The 16,631-nt window shown below is 71.2% G+C and carries 13 protein-coding genes and 1 pseudogene; 5 read left to right on the top strand and 9 right to left on the bottom strand.

The genetic code is table 11. The features are described from left to right. Positions 1 to 46: 46 nt before the first annotated feature. From BO221_RS09930 to BO221_RS09910, 4 genes are all read left to right on the top strand, one after another. Positions 47 to 871, top strand: a complete 825-nt coding sequence (locus tag BO221_RS09930; protein WP_073560119.1) for a hypothetical protein — start codon at positions 47 to 49, stop codon at positions 869 to 871. A 435-nt stretch (positions 872 to 1,306) separates the two neighbouring features. Further along, the gene (locus BO221_RS09925; RefSeq protein WP_073560118.1) at positions 1,307 to 2,533 is read left to right on the top strand and encodes a polysaccharide deacetylase family protein; all 1,227 of its coding nucleotides are present in this window, start codon (positions 1,307 to 1,309) and stop codon (positions 2,531 to 2,533) included. 177 nt (positions 2,534 to 2,710) lie between these two features. Continuing rightward, positions 2,711 to 3,337, top strand: a complete 627-nt coding sequence (locus BO221_RS09920; RefSeq protein ID WP_073560117.1) for a helix-turn-helix domain-containing protein — start codon at positions 2,711 to 2,713, stop codon at positions 3,335 to 3,337. A 282-nt stretch (positions 3,338 to 3,619) separates the two neighbouring features. Next, a complete protein-coding gene (locus BO221_RS09910) occupies positions 3,620 to 4,276 on the top strand; it encodes a hypothetical protein (RefSeq protein ID WP_143195355.1) in 657 nt (218 codons plus the stop codon). A 152-nt stretch (positions 4,277 to 4,428) separates the two neighbouring features. Here the strand turns inward: BO221_RS09910 and BO221_RS09905 are convergent, their stop codons facing one another. From BO221_RS09905 to BO221_RS57275, 5 genes are all read right to left on the bottom strand, one after another. Next, positions 4,429 to 8,019, bottom strand: coding sequence for a hypothetical protein (locus BO221_RS09905; RefSeq protein ID WP_073560115.1), 3,591 nt, complete (start codon positions 8,017 to 8,019; stop codon positions 4,429 to 4,431). Continuing rightward, complete coding sequence (locus BO221_RS09900; RefSeq protein WP_073560114.1) at positions 8,016 to 8,927, bottom strand: ABC transporter ATP-binding protein; 912 nt, start codon at positions 8,925 to 8,927, stop codon at positions 8,016 to 8,018. Before BO221_RS09900 ends, BO221_RS09905 begins: the two co-directional genes overlap by 4 nt. A gap of 113 nt (positions 8,928 to 9,040) precedes the next feature. Then, positions 9,041 to 9,958, bottom strand: coding sequence for a hypothetical protein (locus BO221_RS09895; RefSeq protein WP_073560113.1), 918 nt, complete (start codon positions 9,956 to 9,958; stop codon positions 9,041 to 9,043). After that, positions 9,955 to 10,881, bottom strand: a complete 927-nt coding sequence (locus tag BO221_RS09890; RefSeq protein WP_073560112.1) for an ABC transporter ATP-binding protein — start codon at positions 10,879 to 10,881, stop codon at positions 9,955 to 9,957. Before BO221_RS09890 ends, BO221_RS09895 begins: the two co-directional genes overlap by 4 nt. After that, complete coding sequence (locus BO221_RS57275) at positions 10,878 to 11,291, bottom strand: GntR family transcriptional regulator (RefSeq protein ID WP_083680891.1); 414 nt, start codon at positions 11,289 to 11,291, stop codon at positions 10,878 to 10,880. Before BO221_RS57275 ends, BO221_RS09890 begins: the two co-directional genes overlap by 4 nt. Between BO221_RS57275 and BO221_RS57050 the strand changes: the two are divergent. After that, a pseudogene (locus tag BO221_RS57050) lies at positions 11,186 to 11,659 on the top strand (SDR family oxidoreductase); the annotation flags it as partial. The gene BO221_RS57275 and the pseudogene BO221_RS57050 sit on opposite strands and share 106 nt — an antisense overlap. Positions 11,660 to 11,707: 48 nt before the next feature. On the opposite strand, the gene BO221_RS55405 reads toward BO221_RS57050, so the two are convergent. The 4 genes from BO221_RS55405 to BO221_RS09860 all read right to left on the bottom strand — a co-directional run bounded on the left by BO221_RS55405 (position 11,708) and on the right by BO221_RS09860 (position 16,300). Then, entirely contained in the window at positions 11,708 to 11,923 is a 216-nt protein-coding gene (locus BO221_RS55405) for a hypothetical protein (protein WP_198956093.1), read from the bottom strand. A gap of 247 nt (positions 11,924 to 12,170) precedes the next feature. Next, complete coding sequence (locus BO221_RS09870) at positions 12,171 to 12,773, bottom strand: hypothetical protein (protein WP_143195354.1); 603 nt, start codon at positions 12,771 to 12,773, stop codon at positions 12,171 to 12,173. Positions 12,774 to 12,809: 36 nt separating this feature from the next. Continuing rightward, positions 12,810 to 15,749, bottom strand: a complete 2,940-nt coding sequence (locus BO221_RS09865; protein WP_073560109.1) for a CHAT domain-containing protein — start codon at positions 15,747 to 15,749, stop codon at positions 12,810 to 12,812. Continuing rightward, on the bottom strand, positions 15,746 to 16,300 hold the full coding sequence (locus BO221_RS09860; RefSeq protein WP_233165851.1) for an RNA polymerase sigma factor: 555 nt from the start codon (positions 16,298 to 16,300) through the stop codon (positions 15,746 to 15,748). Before BO221_RS09860 ends, BO221_RS09865 begins: the two co-directional genes overlap by 4 nt. Positions 16,301 to 16,631 lie beyond the last annotated feature (331 nt).

The following is a 16,631-nucleotide window of genomic DNA, read 5'->3' as shown; positions in this document are numbered from 1 at the left end:
GTATCCTGGCTTGCTCAAACGCGCACGGCGTAGCTACGCTCGCCGGATGCCTAATCCCAATCTCCAGGTCGCCCTCGCCACGCTCAACGCCCAGACCCCCGACAAGCACCACCCCAGCGTCGACGTGGTGGACGTCTCCAAGCTGGACGTGCCGCTGATCATCGAGCAACTGCCGCTCATGTCTCCGTCGGGGGCGATCCGGAGCTTGCGCAAGAACTCGGCGCCGCTCGACAAGGACGCACTCGACAAGGAGAGCACCTACGCGCTCTCGGGGAAGCCCGGGTTCAAGAAGCTCCAGAACTGGGCGAGCGGCGGGGCACCGTTCCATCGTTTCGTCGACAAGGACGTGACGCTCTTCTTCGACACGCTCTTCGCGATGGTGCTCGACGTCGTCAACTCGCACCTCGACGGCGGTGAGCAGCCCTGGGCGCTCAGCCGCAACGACCTCTTCCACGGACATCTTTCGTGGGCCGACTTCAGCAGCGTCAGTGACGTGGTGATGGTCTTTCACGCGCAGGAGTACCCGGCGGACCTCGAGAGTTTCAAGAGCAAGGCGGCCGGCGAACTCGAGGCGGACGTCAAGCCATTCCTCGCCAAGGCGGCCCCATTTGGACGCCGCTGCCCCATCTGGTCGATGCGCAAGAAGCGCATCTGGAGCATCGACTTCTTCGCGGAGAAAAGTCCCTTCCTGCCGCTCCTCTCGACGCCGCTGTCGGAAGCAGGCCGCGGCGTGAACCCGCTCGTCGTCGATCAGGACGACATCGGCCAGTGCCTGGCGGACATCAGCTACTTCCCGCGCGAGAAGGTCCCGTCCTTCATGCGGATCTGGAGCCACAAGATGACGGACGAGGACAGGAGCGGCCTCGACTGAGCCTCGAGACTCTCCACCACCCAGCGGTCAATCCCGAACTTCGGCCTCCAGGGGCGCCTGGCTCAGCTCGCGGAGACTCCGGAGCAACTGGCCGGGCTCGATGGGCTTGACCAGGTGGTGCCCGCGCCTCCGTGATGCACGATAGCGGCGCAGGCCGCGCATCCCCTTGGGCGGTCAGGCGACCCCGCGTCAGCCTGCGTCTCGCCCCACGGTGCAGGGGGCGGGACCCCCTCCCTCCCCACGAAAGGCGGGGCCTGCTCTTCCCCGCGAGCTGGCACTGCGGCGCGGCGAAGGGTGGGGAATCGAACCCAGGGACAATGGCCTTTCTTGCGCAGCGTGCCATGGCCATCTTCGTTTCGAAACTCCAGTGACGGTGCCCCCGCGCACTCCCGCTGCGGCCGCCCGTGCTGAGGGCAAGCCTCCAGGGGGGCCACCATGCCAACACGCGTCTCGCTGAACTTCGATGACTGTCTTTCCAGCCAGCTCCAGGCTGCGGCGATGCTAGAAGCCCGGGGAATGCGCGGCACCTTCTACATCAACAGTGGGAAGCTGGGCCTATCCGGCCGTCTGACGGCCGCCCAGGTGCGTGCGCTCCAGGACGCCGGACACGAGATTGGCGGCCACACGCTGACCCACCCGCGCCTGACCACGCTGACGGCGGACGAACAGCGGCGGGAAATCTGCAACGACCGGGTGGCCCTGCTGAACCAGGGCTTCCGGGTGACCTCGTTCGCCTACCCATTCGGTGACAAGGACTCCGTCACACGGCAGATCGTCATCGACTGCAACTACAACTCGGCCCGGGAGAGCGGCGGCCTGCGCACTCCCACGGGCAGCTCCGGCAATCCCTACGCGGAGTCCGTTCCTCCCGCGGACGCCTACGCCATCCGCACGCACGGCTCCGTGCAGGACACCACCTCGCTCGCGACCCTCCAGGCCTACGTGCTCCGGGCGGAAGAGAGTGGCGGCGGCTGGGTGCCCATCGTCTTCCACCACATCTGCGACGGGTGCGGTGAGACGTTTGCGATTACTCCGGCCAACCTGGCGGCGTTCCTCGACTGGCTGGCCCAGCGCGCCTCGCGGGGAACCACGGTCGTCCGCATGGACACCGTCATCGGCGGGGTGTTGAAGCCGCCCGTCACCTTCCCGCAGGAGGTGACCCCGGCGCAGCTCTTCAAGAACCCGTCGCTCGAAGCGGACAGCAACGGGGACGGGACGCCGGACTGCTGGCAGCGCGGCGGCTTCGGCACCAACTCCTTCACCTGGACGCGGACGACGGATGCCCACGGCGGAAGCTGGGCGCAGCAGGTGCGCATCACCAGCATCTCCAGCGGAGACCGCAAGCTCATCAACCTGCAGGACGGCGGCTCGTGCGCGCCCCCCGCGACCACCGGCCACCACTACCGCGTCTCCGCCTGGTACAAGGCCACCACGCCGGTCCGGTTCAAGGCGTACTACCGCAACTCCTCGGGCGGTTGGGATTTCTGGACGCAGGGGCCGCTGCTGCCGGCGGCCAGCACCTACACCCGGGCCGAGTGGACGACGCCCGCCGCGCCCTCGGCGGCCAAGGCGCTCAGCCTGGGCATGTCGCTCGACCAGGTGGGCACGCTCACCATGGACGACTTCTCGCTCACCGACCTCGACGCGACCGCCTCGCCGTGAGCCCGGGCCCTCCGGGCATGAGGCCGCTCACTCCACATCCGGTGGCGGCCGAGTGGCTTCATACACGGCTGCTTTTCGATGGCGGACGTCTTTGTTCCATGCGGATTCGATGGGACTCGCTAGGGTGTCGTGCATCCCGGGCATGGGGTTGCCTGAACTCGAACAGAGGAGATGCGTTTGCAACCCGAAGACGGAACGATTGCCCAGGGGCCCTGGTGGCGGCGCGTGGGCGTCGCCGGAGCACTCGGGTTACCCGTGTTGTTTTCAGCGCGCTCGCTGACCTTCGGCGATGGCGCCCTGCGGTTCTTCGCGGAGAACTGGCTGTATCTGGCCGCTCCCCATGGAGTTGCCTTTCTGGCCCACAAGTTCGTGCCCTTCGTACGAAGCATCTTCCTGACCCCTGCTCTGCTGGCGGTATCGGGCGTGCTGCTGTTCTTCCAGTGCTGGACCTGGTGGTTCGTTCCGTTGCGAGAGGGCCCACTGGCCTGGTTGTTGTATCCGCCGACATGCGCGGCGGTGCTGTTCTTTCACGTCATCGAGGCGCACGCGGGCGAGCCCATCTCCCTGGCTGATATCGTCGCTGCCGCCGGGGTGCCGGAGCGATCGCTTCGCGCTGCATTCATCGCGGCTCGGGGGATTCCGCCGGTTGCGTTCCTCCGCCGCCGTCGCTTCGAGATTGCGCGACAAACGCTGCTCACAGGCGCTCCGGGGACGGCCGTTGCCGGCGTCGTGGCCTCGCTCGGCTGTTTGTTCACAAATCATTTCGCCGCCGCCGATGCGCGTCCGGCCCTACGTCGAACGTGATGGGTTTGCGCCGGACATGCACGCGTTTCACTGTGCGAAAACGGCAGTCAGGTAGGAGAATCGGTGCAGGACCACGCGGCGTGATCGGCTCAACGTGGGGCATTCCGGTTGCGATGCATCCATATGTGACGGGCCCCGCTGGGGTGCGCTCGATATTGGAGCACCTGGGAGTGCCCACGGCAGGTGCGCGGCTGGCCCCGGCGCGCGGGCCCCTCCAGGCTTCTCTCCCGCCCATACGCCGGCCATTACATTCGACTTTCTCTTCCGGTAGTTTTGGAGGGAGTGGCCAGACCCCTGCTGACAGCTCTGATGCGAGAAGAGGCGGAGGAGGCGCTCCGGAGGGCCTCGCACCGGCATCCCACGCTGGCGCTCAGCGTTCGCGCGGCCGGCGCCGGCTACGAGCTGGTGGTCGAGGACGAGGACTTCGAGCGCTATCGAGACATCGTCGACGACATCGTCGCAGGAATACGCCCCACCCGCTTCTCGCTGCAGGCGGTGGAGCGGGAGCTGGCGCGCCTGGTGAGCCAGATGCTCGCGTCCGCACCCGTTGTGGTGACGGACCCAGCGAACAAGATCTGCAGCCTCCTCGAGTGGCGGATCGTCCCGGAGCTTCTGGAGCTGGGCTCGGATGGCTTCGATGCGAGAGCGGTTCGCTTGCTCGATCGGGGCGTGGCGCTGGCGGGCCGGTGCTGGCTGTTCGCGGGTCCCGGCGGATACATGGAGTCAGACTTCGAGGCGGAGCTCACGCTTGGCGATGACGGAGCGCTCGCCGGGCTCGATCTCGCATTCGGCGATCCGAAGAGCGTAGGAGCCGCGAACCCTCGTCAGCCTGCTCCGGAGCACGCCGAAAGGTTCGTGGCGGGCTACCGGGTGGTGACGCAGACGGACTTTGACCGCTGGGCCTTCCGAGTCACCAGGCGCGCGTCACCGGAGATATGACCCGGGCGGAGATGTGGCACGCGCCCACCATCGCCGAGAAGCTGGACACTGCATGTGCCGATGGCGCTCCGCGGCGTCGCCGTCGGGGCCGGCGCGTCGCTCGAGGCCTTGCGCCACGAGGGCCGCCACCCGGGCTCGCAGCGCCTGAGGGCTCAGTTCCGGCCAATCAAGACCGCGTCTTCGGTCTTCGTGTCCACGGTGTTGTCCTCGGGGTTCACGTCGATGAGGAGATGGCGCGGGTCGATGCCGGCGCGCGCGGGCCGCTTGGGCACCGTCACGGTGAGGCGCTGCTCTCCCGAGCGCACGCGGATCATCCGCAGGTGCAGGGGCTCCCCCTGCCCTTCCCCCTCCGCGGCCGCGTAGACGCCGAGCTCGACGGGCTCGTCCATCGGCACCTCGGTGAGGTGGCCCACCTCGTCCACCACCACCTTGCGCGCCACCACGTCGAGGCTCACCCGCCAGGCGCCCCCCTCCGCGGGCTCCACCGTGGCCCGCTTCGTCTTCAGCTCCCAGTAGGTGTTGGCGGCGAAGAGGTCGTGCAGCAGGCCCTGCTGCTCCTGAGGGGTGACGGCCCGCAGCTCACGGTACAGGTCGAGCGAGGTGGGCAGGGGCGGCTGCCCGGCGCCGTACTTCTCCATCATCGTGCGCAGCGCCCCGTTCACCCGGGCCTCCCCCACGTACTCGCGCAGCGCGAACATGGCGAAGGGGCCCTTGCGGTACGCGTGGAACCACTCCACGGCCTGCAACAGCGGCGGGCCGGCGCGCGTGCGGGGCGTGAGGTACTCGAGCCGCAGCACGGCCAGCAGCCGCTCCAGGTGCGCGCGGCCGTAGGTGCGCTCCACCACCCCCAGGGCCGAGTACCAGGACAGGCTCTCGTTGAGCAACGGCGCGCCCACCACGGGCGCGGGCTTCAGCTGGTTGCCCCACCACTTGTGCGCCACCTCGTGTGCTACGACAGCAAAGGGGAAGTCCACCTCACGCGGGTCGGCCTCGGGCTGCAGCTGCGAGAAGCCCTCCCTGTACGAGACGTTCACCGGCGCGGAGTGCAGCCCGATGCCTTCGCCCGCGTGCTCCACGAAGCGCAGCTGGCGGTGGGGGTAGGGGCCGAACTGCTCGGTGAGGAAGTCGAGCGAGGCCTGCATGCCGTGCAGGATGCGCTCCACGTTGCCGGGGTGGCCCGGGTGGTGGAACACCTGCAGGGCCACGTCCCTCCAGCGAGCCTCGCGCACCGCGTACGCGGCCGAGTAGAGCGCGTAGTCGTGGTTGATGGGCACGTCGGTCACGTAGTGGAAGTAGCGGCGGCCGCCCTCCGTCCACTCGCGGCGCAGGGCCCCGGGGGCCACGGCCACCTGTCCCGCGTCGGTGCCCACCACCGCGTCGAAGGCGATGCGCCCGGCCCCCTGCTCCCGCAGGCCTTCGCTGTCCTCCAGCGTGGGGACGGGGGGCCGCGGCGCGAGGCCGTGGGCGCGGCGCACGCCTGCCTCGTCGAGCTCCCGGTTCTCCTGGTACCCGATGGCCGGCAACCAGCTGCGCGGCAGGATGTAGGTGCCATTGCGCACGACGGACGCGTCGGCCTGGCCGTGGGTGAAGCCCCGGGGCGCGAAGCGCACCTCGAAGCCCAGCTGCAGGGCCTCCCCCGGCTGCAGCGGCGGCTGCAGCGTGTAGACGGAGTGGCCGAGCTCCGCGTCCACGTGTGAGGGCGTGGCGGCCCGGTCGAAGCGCAAGGGGCCCGTCTCCACGCCCTCGGCGAGGCCGACGTGCAGGGTGGCCATGGCCTCACGGCCGCGGTTGACGAGCGTATAGGTGCCGCGCAGCTCCGCCCGGCGGTGCCGCGGGTGCAGCTCCACATGCAGCTGCACGGAGGTGAGCCGCGGCTGCGGCAGGCGCGCGTACTGGCCGTAGCGCCGCTCGTACTCCGCGCGCGCCTCTTCGGCCTGGGCGCGGGTGCGGAACGGGTGGAGGACGTGCGTGTTGTACGCGATGAAGCCGCCCACCCCGAGGACGGCCGCGCCGGCCAGAGCCCCGGTGAGGGCCACGGGCCGCGTGAGCCGGCGGCGCGCGAGCAGGAGCCGCTCGCGCGGGCCCGACACCCGGCCCCGCACCCAGAAGAGCCGCGCGGCCACCGCGAGCAGCAGCGCCCACGCGGCCCAGTACGCCTTGAACCAGGCCCAGGCCGTCAGGTGCGGGCCGAAGCCGTTCAGGTCGTTGTACTCCCAGCCCGGGTCGGACCCGTACACCCACAGGGGGTCCTCGAGCCCGAGCGAGGGCCCGAAGAAGCGCAGGCCGTAGACGAGCAGCAGCACCGCGTGGCCGGCGTACTTCTGGTCCACCAGCACATGCACACCCAGGCCGAGCAGCGCGAAGAGCAGGTGGTCGGCGAGCTTCAGGCCGAAGAGGACGGACAGGTACACCCGCGGCTCGAAGGCGGTATGACCCAGCCCCACCTGGATGAGCAAGGACGCCGCCGTCAGCGCCGCCTGCAGCAGCACGATCATCAGCGCGAGCCCCGCGAGCTTGCCGAGGAAGGGGACCCAGTCTGGCGTGGGCACAGCGTCCGCCAGCTCGCTCACCCCCGCCTCCCGCTCGCGCCACACCAGGCCCCCGGCGCAGAAGATGACGAGCAGCGGCATCACCATGCCCAGCAGGTCCCCGTTGGCGCTGATGAACGCGGTGAGGAGCCGGGTGGAGGGCGCCTTCGGCACCCCCGCGTGATTCATGATCTCGGGGGCGACGAGCAGCAGGAACAGCGGCATGAGCACGAGCGCGACGCCGCCCGGGCCGGCCATCAGGGCGCGCAGCGACTGCGCCGCGACCGCCCGCACCTGGCGCGTCCGGGCCACGGCACCCGGAGCGGGCCGCACCGGGGGCACGGTGATGGGACCGATGCGGGCCGGCGGCGGCAGGACGGCGGCTGCGCGCCGGCCGCGGCCCGCATCGACGCCCGGGTGGGCGAAGCGGAAGCGCAGGTGGGTGAAGGCGAGCGCCGCTGCCGCGAGGGCGAGCCACAACAGGCGGTTGGCGGCCAGCGCCCCGGCGAGCTCGAGCAGCTGCGTGTTCTTCTCCCCGGGCGTCCAGGACGCCGACAGCTCGTTGAGCACGGTGAAGCCGAGGGGGTCCACGAGCTTGCCGGCCCCCCAGTGCTTCAGCGCGCCTGCCACGTAGATGCGCCCCGCGAGGGTGGTGGCGAAGAGCAGCACCGCGCCGAGGTAGGCCGTCATCGCGCGCCGGCTCAGCACCGCGAGGCTGAACATGAGCGCGCAGGTGATGAAGGCGTTGGGCAGGGTGATGCAGAGGTAGACGCCAGCGTACGCCGCGGGCCGCAAGGGCCCGAGCAGCTCGGGCTCGGGGCCCGGCGCGTAGGCGGCGAGCAGCAGGCCCAGGGGCACCGCGAGCACCACGAGCGCCGTCAGGGCGAACGCGGCGAGGAAGCGCCCGCCGAGGTAGGCCGTCCTGCCCACCGGCGTGGTGTAGAAGAGCGGATGCATGCGCAGCTGCACGTCGCGCGCGGCCGCGTCGCCGGCGAGGGGGGCTACGACCGGCAGGCCCATCAAGCTGGCCAGCACGGAGACGACGGCCAGCGCGAAGGGCGAGTTGAAGAGGTAGCCACCATCACGCGCTTGCTCGATCTGGGCCTCGTTGGCCACCTGGTAGACGAACCCGAGCAGCAGCACGAAGCAGAGCCAGGGCGTGACGCGGCGCGCCTGAAAGCCAAGCTCGTAGCGGAAGATTTCGCGCAGCATCATGACGCCACCTCGAGCCCGGGCTGCACGGCGCGGGAGACTCCGTGGCCACCCATCACGCGGAAGTAGACGTCCTCGAGGCCGGGCTCCGCCGGCTCGAACCCCGCGCCCGGCAGGGTCTCGGCGTACACGCGCACCACGGTGCGCCCGGCCAGCAGCCGGGTGGAGAGGACCGCGTGGGTGCGCTCGAGCGCCTCGAGCTCGCCACGGGGCACGGCCTTGCGCCAGATGCGCCCGCGCAGCGCCTCCACCTCGCGCAGCGGCTCACCCTCCAGGAGGATGGTGCCGCGGTCGATGATGGCCATGCGGCTGCACAGCTCCGCCACGTCCTCCACGATGTGCGTGGAGAGGATGACGACGCTGCGCTCGCCCAGGCCGCTCAGCAGGTTCAAGAAGCGCACACGCTCGGCGGGGTCGAGGCCGGCGGTCGGCTCGTCGACGATGATGAGCCGCGGGTCGCCCAGCAGCGCGACGGCGACGCCGAAGCGCTGCCGCATGCCCCCCGAGAAGCCGCCCAGCTTCTGTTTGCGCACGTCGTGCAGGTTCACCTGGTGCAGCAGCGCGTCCACCGTCTCGCGCCGCACCCGCCGGTCAGTGAGGCCCTTGAGCACCGCGAAGTGCTCGAGCAGCCGCTCCGCGCTCTCCCGCGGGTACACGCCGAACTCCTGCGGCAGGTAGCCGAGCGACTCGCGCGCCCGCTCCTTGTCCTTCAGCACGTCCACGTCCCCCAGGTGGACGCTGCCGCGGTCGGGCTCCTGCAGCGTGGCCAGCGTGCGCATCAGCGTGGACTTGCCCGCGCCGTTGGGGCCCAGCAGCCCGTACATCCCGGCGGGAATCGTCAGCGACACGTCCTTCAGCGCATGCACGCCGTTCGCGTACGTCTTGGAGAGGTTGCGGATCCGCAGGTCCATGGGTGCTCCGGGGTCGAGGGAACAGCGGGCAAGGCGGGGGCGGCGTCGTCCCCGCGAGCGGTGCGGGGACGGAAAGGAACAGGACGGTGCTGCGTCTCAGGGCGCGGCGGTGCTCAGCGGCGCCGCTGCTCCCGGTGGCGGGAGGCGGCGGCCCACAGGAGGGCGAGCGCCGCGCCCGTCCACAGCAGCGTGGCGAGGGCCCAGTCCCCGACGTCCGGCAGGCCCCACCAGGCGTTGACGACCTCTCCGCCCGGCAGCCGCACCTCCCCGCTGAGGGACTCGGTGCGCGCGGAGAGGAGCGCGTCCAGCCCGTAGCGGCCGACGAGGAGCGGGGCGAGGCCGGGGGCGAATTCGTCGAAGAACCAGTTCACCCTCAGCAACTGGGCCAGGGTGAGGGTGAGGACGAAGCCCAAGACGAACCCGACCACCCAGCGCAGCGGGTGGCGCAGGCCCAGCGCCATCGCGCTGCCGAAGAGATAGAGCGCGCTCGAGGAGGTGAAGGACACGAGCCACAGCACCGGCCGGGGCTTCCACTGCACCGTGCGCAGGGTCTCCGGGACTTCGCCCACTCCCGGGACGTTGACGGTGCTGTCCACCAGGCGCAGCGTCACCTCGCCCAGCACGTTGCCGCCCGTCAGCAGCGTGAGGCCGAGCATCCAGAGGAGGAAGAGCGCGACGGCCGCCATCAGCCATAGCCAGCCCGCGAGCACCTTGGTGAGGGCGTGCTGGCGGCGCTCCACCGGCAGCGTCCAGAAGAAGGCGGGGCCGAAGCGCGGCTCGCCCTTCCAGACGGCCAGGGGAAAGAGCAGCCCCGCGAGGCCCGGCAGGAGGGTGAGCTCGGGGCGGAAGTCGAGCGGCGCGCCCGTCTCCAGCCGGTGGCGCAGGGTGAGAGCGGTGGCCAGCAGGAGCAGCGCGAGCGCGCCGAGGGCGGGCACCCGCAGCGCCAGGCCCACCGCGGACACCTGCTCGCGCAGCACCGCGCCGGCGGCTGGCGTGGAGTGCAGCGTCGGGGCACTCGTCGGGGCACTCATTGCGACACCTCCTCGGACAGGAAGGCGAGGGCCGCGTCCTCGAGGCCCAGCGCCGTCACCTCGCGCACGCGGGCGCCCGTGCCCGACAGCCGCTCCACCACCTCGCGCTCCTCGCCCACCAGCGTCCACTGCAGCTCGCGCCCGGTGCCCGCGCGCCGCAGCGCGCCCGCCAGCAGTTCGGGCGGCGCGGCCCAGCGCTCGGGCACCTCCACCCGGTAGCGGCGCACGGTGCGCTGCAGCTCGTGGCGCGGCAGTTGCGCGACGAGCCTCCCGGCGCTCAGCACGCCCACGTGGTCGGCGAGGCTCTCCAGCTCGTGCAGGTGGTGGGTGGAGACGACGAGCGTGGTGGGCGAGTCGGCCAGGTGCTCGGCCAGCAGGGCGAGCGTGCGGTTGCGCACCACGGGGTCCAGGCCGTCCGTCGGCTCGTCGAGCAGGAGCAGCGCGGGCCGGTGGGCCAGTGCGAGCACCAGCTGCAGCCGCCGCGCCTGGCCCTTCGAGAGGGCGGACACCTTTCGTTGGAGTTCGAGGCCGAGCGCCTTGCCCAAGCGCTCCGCGTACGCGGGCTCCCACGCAGGGTAGTAGGCGGCCGCGTGCCGCAGGAGGCGGCCGCACGTCATCCAGCCGTACGCGGGCGTGTGGTTCTCGGGCACGTAGCCCACCTGCGCGCGGACCCGCGGGCCGTGGCTCGCGGTGTCCAGGCCCAGCACCTCGGCGCGCCCCGCGTCCGGGCGCTCCAGGTTCATCAGCACCTTGAACGTGGTGCTCTTGCCCGCGCCGTTGGCGCCGACCAGGGCGTACACCGCGCCCTCCGGCACGCGCAGGTCCACACCGGCAAGGGCCGTGTCGCGCCCGTAGCGCTTGGTCAGCCCGTGGGTGGCGACCGCGGGGGCGCCACCTTCCGGCTCGGGGATGGTGCGGCTCATTCCTTCTCTCCCTGCCCTGCGGCGTCACCGGAGGGCTCACCCTCCTCCTGCGCCACCTCGCGGATGCTCTTCACCAGCTCCTCCATGCCCACCCCGTTGCGCCACGCCTCGCGCAGCGCCCGCCGGGCCACCTCGCGCGCCAGCGCACGGCGCTCCTTGCGGTCGGGCTGCGCGTCCGCGGACACGAAGGTCCCCTGCCCCCGCCGCACGTAGACGACGCCCTGGCGCTCCAGCTCCCCGTAGGCCTGGGACACCGTGCGAGGGTTCACCACCAGCTGCGCGGCCAGCTCCCGCACCGACGGCAGTGGGTCCTCCGGCCTCAAGCTCCCCACCACCAGCGCGCGGCGCACCTCGTCCACGATCTGCAGATAGAGCGGCCGCCCGTCCTTCGGGTCCAGGGTCACCACCATGGCGGCGTCCGTGTAGCGGTGTTGCGCACGACTACAACACTGCACCAGTTCGCGCGCCTCCGCAAGGGGGGGCGAAGGGGAGCCAGGCGGTGGGGCCCGTACGATGCGCGGCCATGCGAACCGCCCTCCCCGCGCTCCTCGTTGCTGGGGCGGTCGCCCAATATGGCCGGCTCGACATGGCGTTCAACAATGCCGGCATCCAGGTGCCGCCGAGCGATGCCGCCGACGAACCGGCCGAGAACTTCCAGCGCGTGACGGCGGTCAACCCATTCGGCGTCTGGGCATGCATGAAGCACGAGCTGCGCGTCATGCGCGTGCAAGGGCCGGGCGCGATCGTCAACTGCTCGTCGCTGGGCGGCCTGGCCGGCCTGCCCCAGCGCGCGGGTTGGAGGCCCGGCCGGTGGAGCCCCGGCCGCTTACCCGCGCGGGGGTCCGATCAGGACCCGCTGGGGATGGTACAGGTACGACGACATCGCGATCTCGCACGCCGTGTACACCACGCGGACGGCGCGGCCACAGCCCCGGCAGTGGAAGTCCTGGTGATCGCAGCGATCGGTACGCAACGCGCGACTCGCCTTGTCGAAGGCGGCGCGCACCTGGGGTTCGAGCGCCTCGGGCGCTGCGTAGTACAAGTTGAACGGCGTATGGGCCTGGCAGTGCGGACAGTGGAAGTCCGGTGGGGTGGGCAGGACCAAGATGTGAATGCGTGGACTGATCTCGAGGCCGGGAAAGAGGTCCGGGCTCGGTTCATGGGAGGTGGGCTGGGACATGGTGGGTCTGGATGGAGGGGGGATGAAAATGGCATTTCAAAGAGCAGCCTGCACACCACCGCGCCGGCCCCCGGCCCGGCCGCTGAGCAAGACCCCGGAAAGTCATCGACTACGGCTGGAGATAGATCACGGCGCCCGGCATGTAGATGATCGGCTGCGCCACGTACGCCATGTACTGTTGCTTGGACTCGTCCCAGGCACTCGTGACCCCATCGTTGATATTGGGCGTGGGGGACGGCGGAGTGGGAACGTCTATCTGACGGCCACCCTCGTACCCCGTGTTCAGCCCCAGGGCGGCCTCGTATGAGAGGGTCCGCAGGTCCGCGTCTATCTCGGACTTGAACGCTGACTTCAGCGTGCTTTGCCCTCGCACCATGAAGACAGTCGTGTAGTTCTTCACGTCGAACCCGAAGGCATAGAACGTGCTGGGACTGCCGGGGTAGGTGTAGATGACCGTGTAGGCGCTCTTCACCGTCGAGGGGAAGAATCGCGCCGGCCAGACCCTGGCCGCGCTCAGGTCCAGCAGGGCCGGCTGAGGAGGATGGTACACCTGCGCCACGGGCGTGAGGACAGGGTACATCACCAGTACCTCCTGCGAGGCCTCACCCACCGGTGCCTGCTCCGCCGCCAGTGCCGCCTCCTCTCCTGCCTCCGGACCACACGCGCTCAGCGCCAGGGACACCGCCGACAGCAGATACACGTATCGCCTCATGGTTTCCTCCATGTCCTTGTTTTCCAGTTTTTTACTTTATTGCTCGAAAATGACAACCGTGCGCGCCCAGCTCTGGGGGTCGCTGGAGAGCAGGCGCAGGCGCTCGTTGCGCACGGCAACGGCGGGGGACTCACCGGCGCGGATACGGGCGCGCACGGCGTCGAAGAAGGGGCCGGCCTCGTCATCGGGTATGTCCGCGGGCGAGGCGATGACGGCACGGGCTCCGGCCTCGAGGAAGGCGACCGGGAGGCTCCAGGGCTCGTGGTAGTAGGGCGCGGTGCGAGCCGCGCGGCAGGAGGCCAGCAGCACCACCGGGGCACGCTCCAGGCGGTGGCGGCGCACGTCTCCGGCCGTCAAGGCGTAGTGGCCATCCGCCTCGGGGGCGAGCACCACCAGCGAGGTGTCCGAGAGGCCCAGGTTCACCAGGCCGTGGGCGTGCAGATCAATCTCATCCGAGCGCGCCATCTCAGCCAGCACCCGGGAGGGAGTGGCCTCGGCGCCGATGAGGTCCACCCGGCCGGGGGTCTGCTGGGCCATGGTCCAGGCGGCCAACCGGGGCAGCTCCAGGGCCGCCGGGGCGGCCACATCGCTCACCACCAGGGAGCGGGGCGTGCCAGGGGGTGGAGGAGCGGCATGGAGGAGGCCCCGGCGGTAGCTCCAGGCGAAGTCCGCGGGCAACAGGCCCTCGCGGCCGTGCAGCGGGTAGCGGGCGTACACGGAGACGGAGGCGCAGGGGCGCAGGGCCGCCAGCACGGGCTCGGGCACCAGCCGGCCCACGTCCAGCTCGGAGGCGCGGCGGCTGGCCTCATACGCGCCCACGGGCTGCCCGTCCGCGCCGCGCGCCACCACCAGCGTGCGCCCCTCGGAGAGCTCCACGCCCAGGGCGCAGTGCCCGGGGGCGGGTCCCTGGGCCTCCTCGGCGAAGAGCGCCAGGGCCTCGGCGTACCCACCCGCCTGGCCCGCGTCGAGAATGAGGGCCGAGTAGCTGTCCGCACGCGCCTTGAGGGCGGTGGTGTCCTCGCGTGGCAGGCGCCCGGCGGCGGCCACCACCTCGCGCAACAGGCGCTGGCCCTGGGCCCGGTCCTGCAGCAGCCGCAGCCTCCCCTCCACGTGGTCCGCCACCAGCCGCTGTCCGGGCCGCTGCCCGGGCTGTGCCCGCAGCTCCGCCAGCCACCGCTCCGCCTTCTCCACATCCCCCGGCTGCGGATCCCGCCGCGCCAGCTCCATCAGCGTGTACACGCTGAGCATGGAACGGGGGGCGCCACAGGAGGGCACCCGCTCCAGCTCGGCGCGCGCCTGGGCGGGCCTCATCTCCGTCAGCCGGAGCTGGGCGAGGGTCTCCGCCACGTACACCTGGGTGCGGCAGTAGTCCGGCTGGCGCAGCGCGGATTCCTGTAGCCACGCCCGTGCCAGGGCCGAGGCGTCCCGGAAGTACTCGATGCTGCCCAGGTCCTGGATGAAGCGCGTCTCCTGGTCCGCGTCATTCAGCCGCCGGGCGCGCTCGAGGCCGCGCAGTGCGTGCTCGCGCGCCTCCACCAGCCGGTGCTGCACCCGGTAGATGTAGGTCAGCAACCCCTCCAGCTCACCGCAGCGCGAACCGAGCCGCAGGCGCTCGCAGGCGGGCAGCGCCTCGAGCAGTATCTGCTCCGCCTGGGCCAGGCGGCTGGCCGCCACCTGTGCCTGGGCCCGCTGCAGCTCCGTGCTGGAGTCGAACCAGGGGTCCCCCACCGAGCGGGCCGCGGCGGCGTACACGTCGAGCTGGGCGGGCAGCCGGTTGAGCAGTGGCAGCGCGCCCAGGAGGATGTCCAGCTCGCCCGCGGCCTGGAGCCCGCGCAGGAAGCGCTCGGCGGCGGCCGGCTCCAGGGCCTTGCCGGCCAGCACCTGGGAGAAGGTCGTGGCCAGGGGCCCCCGGGTGCGGAAGTCACGCCGCGCGGTGCGCTCCACGTAGTGTTCCAACACCTGCCCGCCGTAGGTGGAGTCCAGCTCGCGGGCCACCGGCAGCAGGGCGCGCACGCGCTCGGCGGTGGGAGCGGACCAGGCCGACAGGTACAGGTACTTGCGCACCAGCCCGGGGGCTTCGCGCACGGTGCCCTCGGGCAGGGACGTGCCCTGGGCGGCCAGCGCCTTGCACGCCTCCCATGCCGCCTTCCACCGCTGCTGGCGCTGCTGGGTGGAACGCTCCACGGCCTCGGCGCGCTGGCGGCCCTCCTCGCTCCAGCCCGGCTCGCCCAGGGCCGCCACCTGGCGGAAGCCCTCGGCGGACAACAGATCCAGCCCCAGCTCGCGCAGCACCAGGGCCCGGTTCCACAGCGCCGCGGGGTGGCGAGGCGCTCTCTCCAGCACCCCCTCCAGCAGCACCAGCGCCTCCTCCAGCGCGCCACGCGAGAGCGCGAGCGCCGCCCGATCACTGTCCTCGCCGGGTGAGCCTCCCGCTTGCTTCAACGCCTCCGCCGCCCGCCCCGGCTCGCCCGCCAGCAACTGGGCCACGGCCAGCCCGTGCCAGTCCCGGGCCTCCTCCAGGGCCGCCAGCACCTTGAGGGACAGTTGCTCGCGGGGGCGCTCCTCGCCAGAGCGCTTCACGCCGTAGGGCCGCCAGCCGGAGGCCCCCTGCCAGCTCAGCCGCGCCTCCATCGAGCGCGTGGGCGCCAGCGCCAGGGCCACCGGCTCCTCTTTCAGCCGGGGGCCGCTCATCACCACCAGGGCCATGACCGCCGCCAGCGCTCCGCCCAGCCCCACGGCCAGCAGCGTCTGGCGCCGGCGCCAGGCCGGGCGGAAGGCGCGTGCCTTCGGCTGCTCCACGGGCGCTACCGCCGGCTGGGCTCCCAGCCTCTCGCCCATCGCCTGGAGCTGGAGGATGTCTCCCAGCTCCGCCTGGCACTGCTCGCAAACCCCCAGGTGCTGGCGGAAGGCCTCGGCCTGGGAGGGCTCCAGCTCCCCGTCCGCGAAGGCATGCACCTGGTCGTGAATCTCATTCATGCCTCTCCCCCCCTGGCCGAGGCGCCGGCCAGCAGCTCGCGCAGCATGCGCCGCGCGCGGACGAGCCGGGTGCCCACCGTGTTCTTCGCGATGCCCAGCCGAGTGGCGATCTCGTCATACGAGCACCCCTCCAGGCAGTGCATCCGGTACACCTCGCGGAAGGGTTCGGGCACCTGGCCCAGCACCTCGCGCAGTTGCTCGATGCTGATGGAGGCCCAGGCCGGAAGGGCCTCGCTCTCGGGCGCCGCCACCCGCTCCGCCAGCTCCTCCGAGGACACGTTGGCGCGTGGCTCGCGCGTGCGGGACCGGCACCGGTCGATGAAAAGGCGGTGCAGGATGGTGAGCAGCCAGGCCCGCCCGTCCGTGCCCACCTGGAAGCGCTCCAGGTTGCGCAGCCCCCGCTCCAGCGTGTCCTGCACCAGATCTCGCGCGTCCGCCGCATTGCCGCACAGGCGCAGCGCCGTGGCGTGGAGGGCGGGCTCGTGCTGCCGCGCGAAAGCGGCGTACCACCTGCTGTCCAGTGGAGGGGTGGCGAGGGGTCTGGCTTCCACCCGTGAACCATCTCCCGCGCGCTCCCGCTCCGTCAAGAACGCCCCCCGGGGCGCTCGCCGCTCCTCCAAGGGCTCTGTTATCGCCACCTGAGCGAACATACGTGCCGCGCCTCCTGCCCGGCCCTCCGGGTCTCCACACCCCCTCAACGGCATGGCGCGATTTTCTTCCCAGCATTTTTTCCGATTCCTGCGGCTTCCCTGTTTTTCGTGAAGAATGAGAAAAACCAGGCCGCGGATGATCGGCACTCCGCCCCCCGCCGCCCTTTCGAGGAGGGCCGCGGGGGGGCGTGAGTCGGCGTGGGACTGAAGAGCGCCGCGCTGCGTCTCTGGC

It is taken from the genome of Archangium sp. Cb G35 (genome assembly GCF_001896145.1).
GTDB lineage: Bacteria > Myxococcota > Myxococcia > Myxococcales > Myxococcaceae > Archangium > Archangium violaceum.
This window is presented reverse-complemented; position numbering and strand designations above follow the sequence as displayed.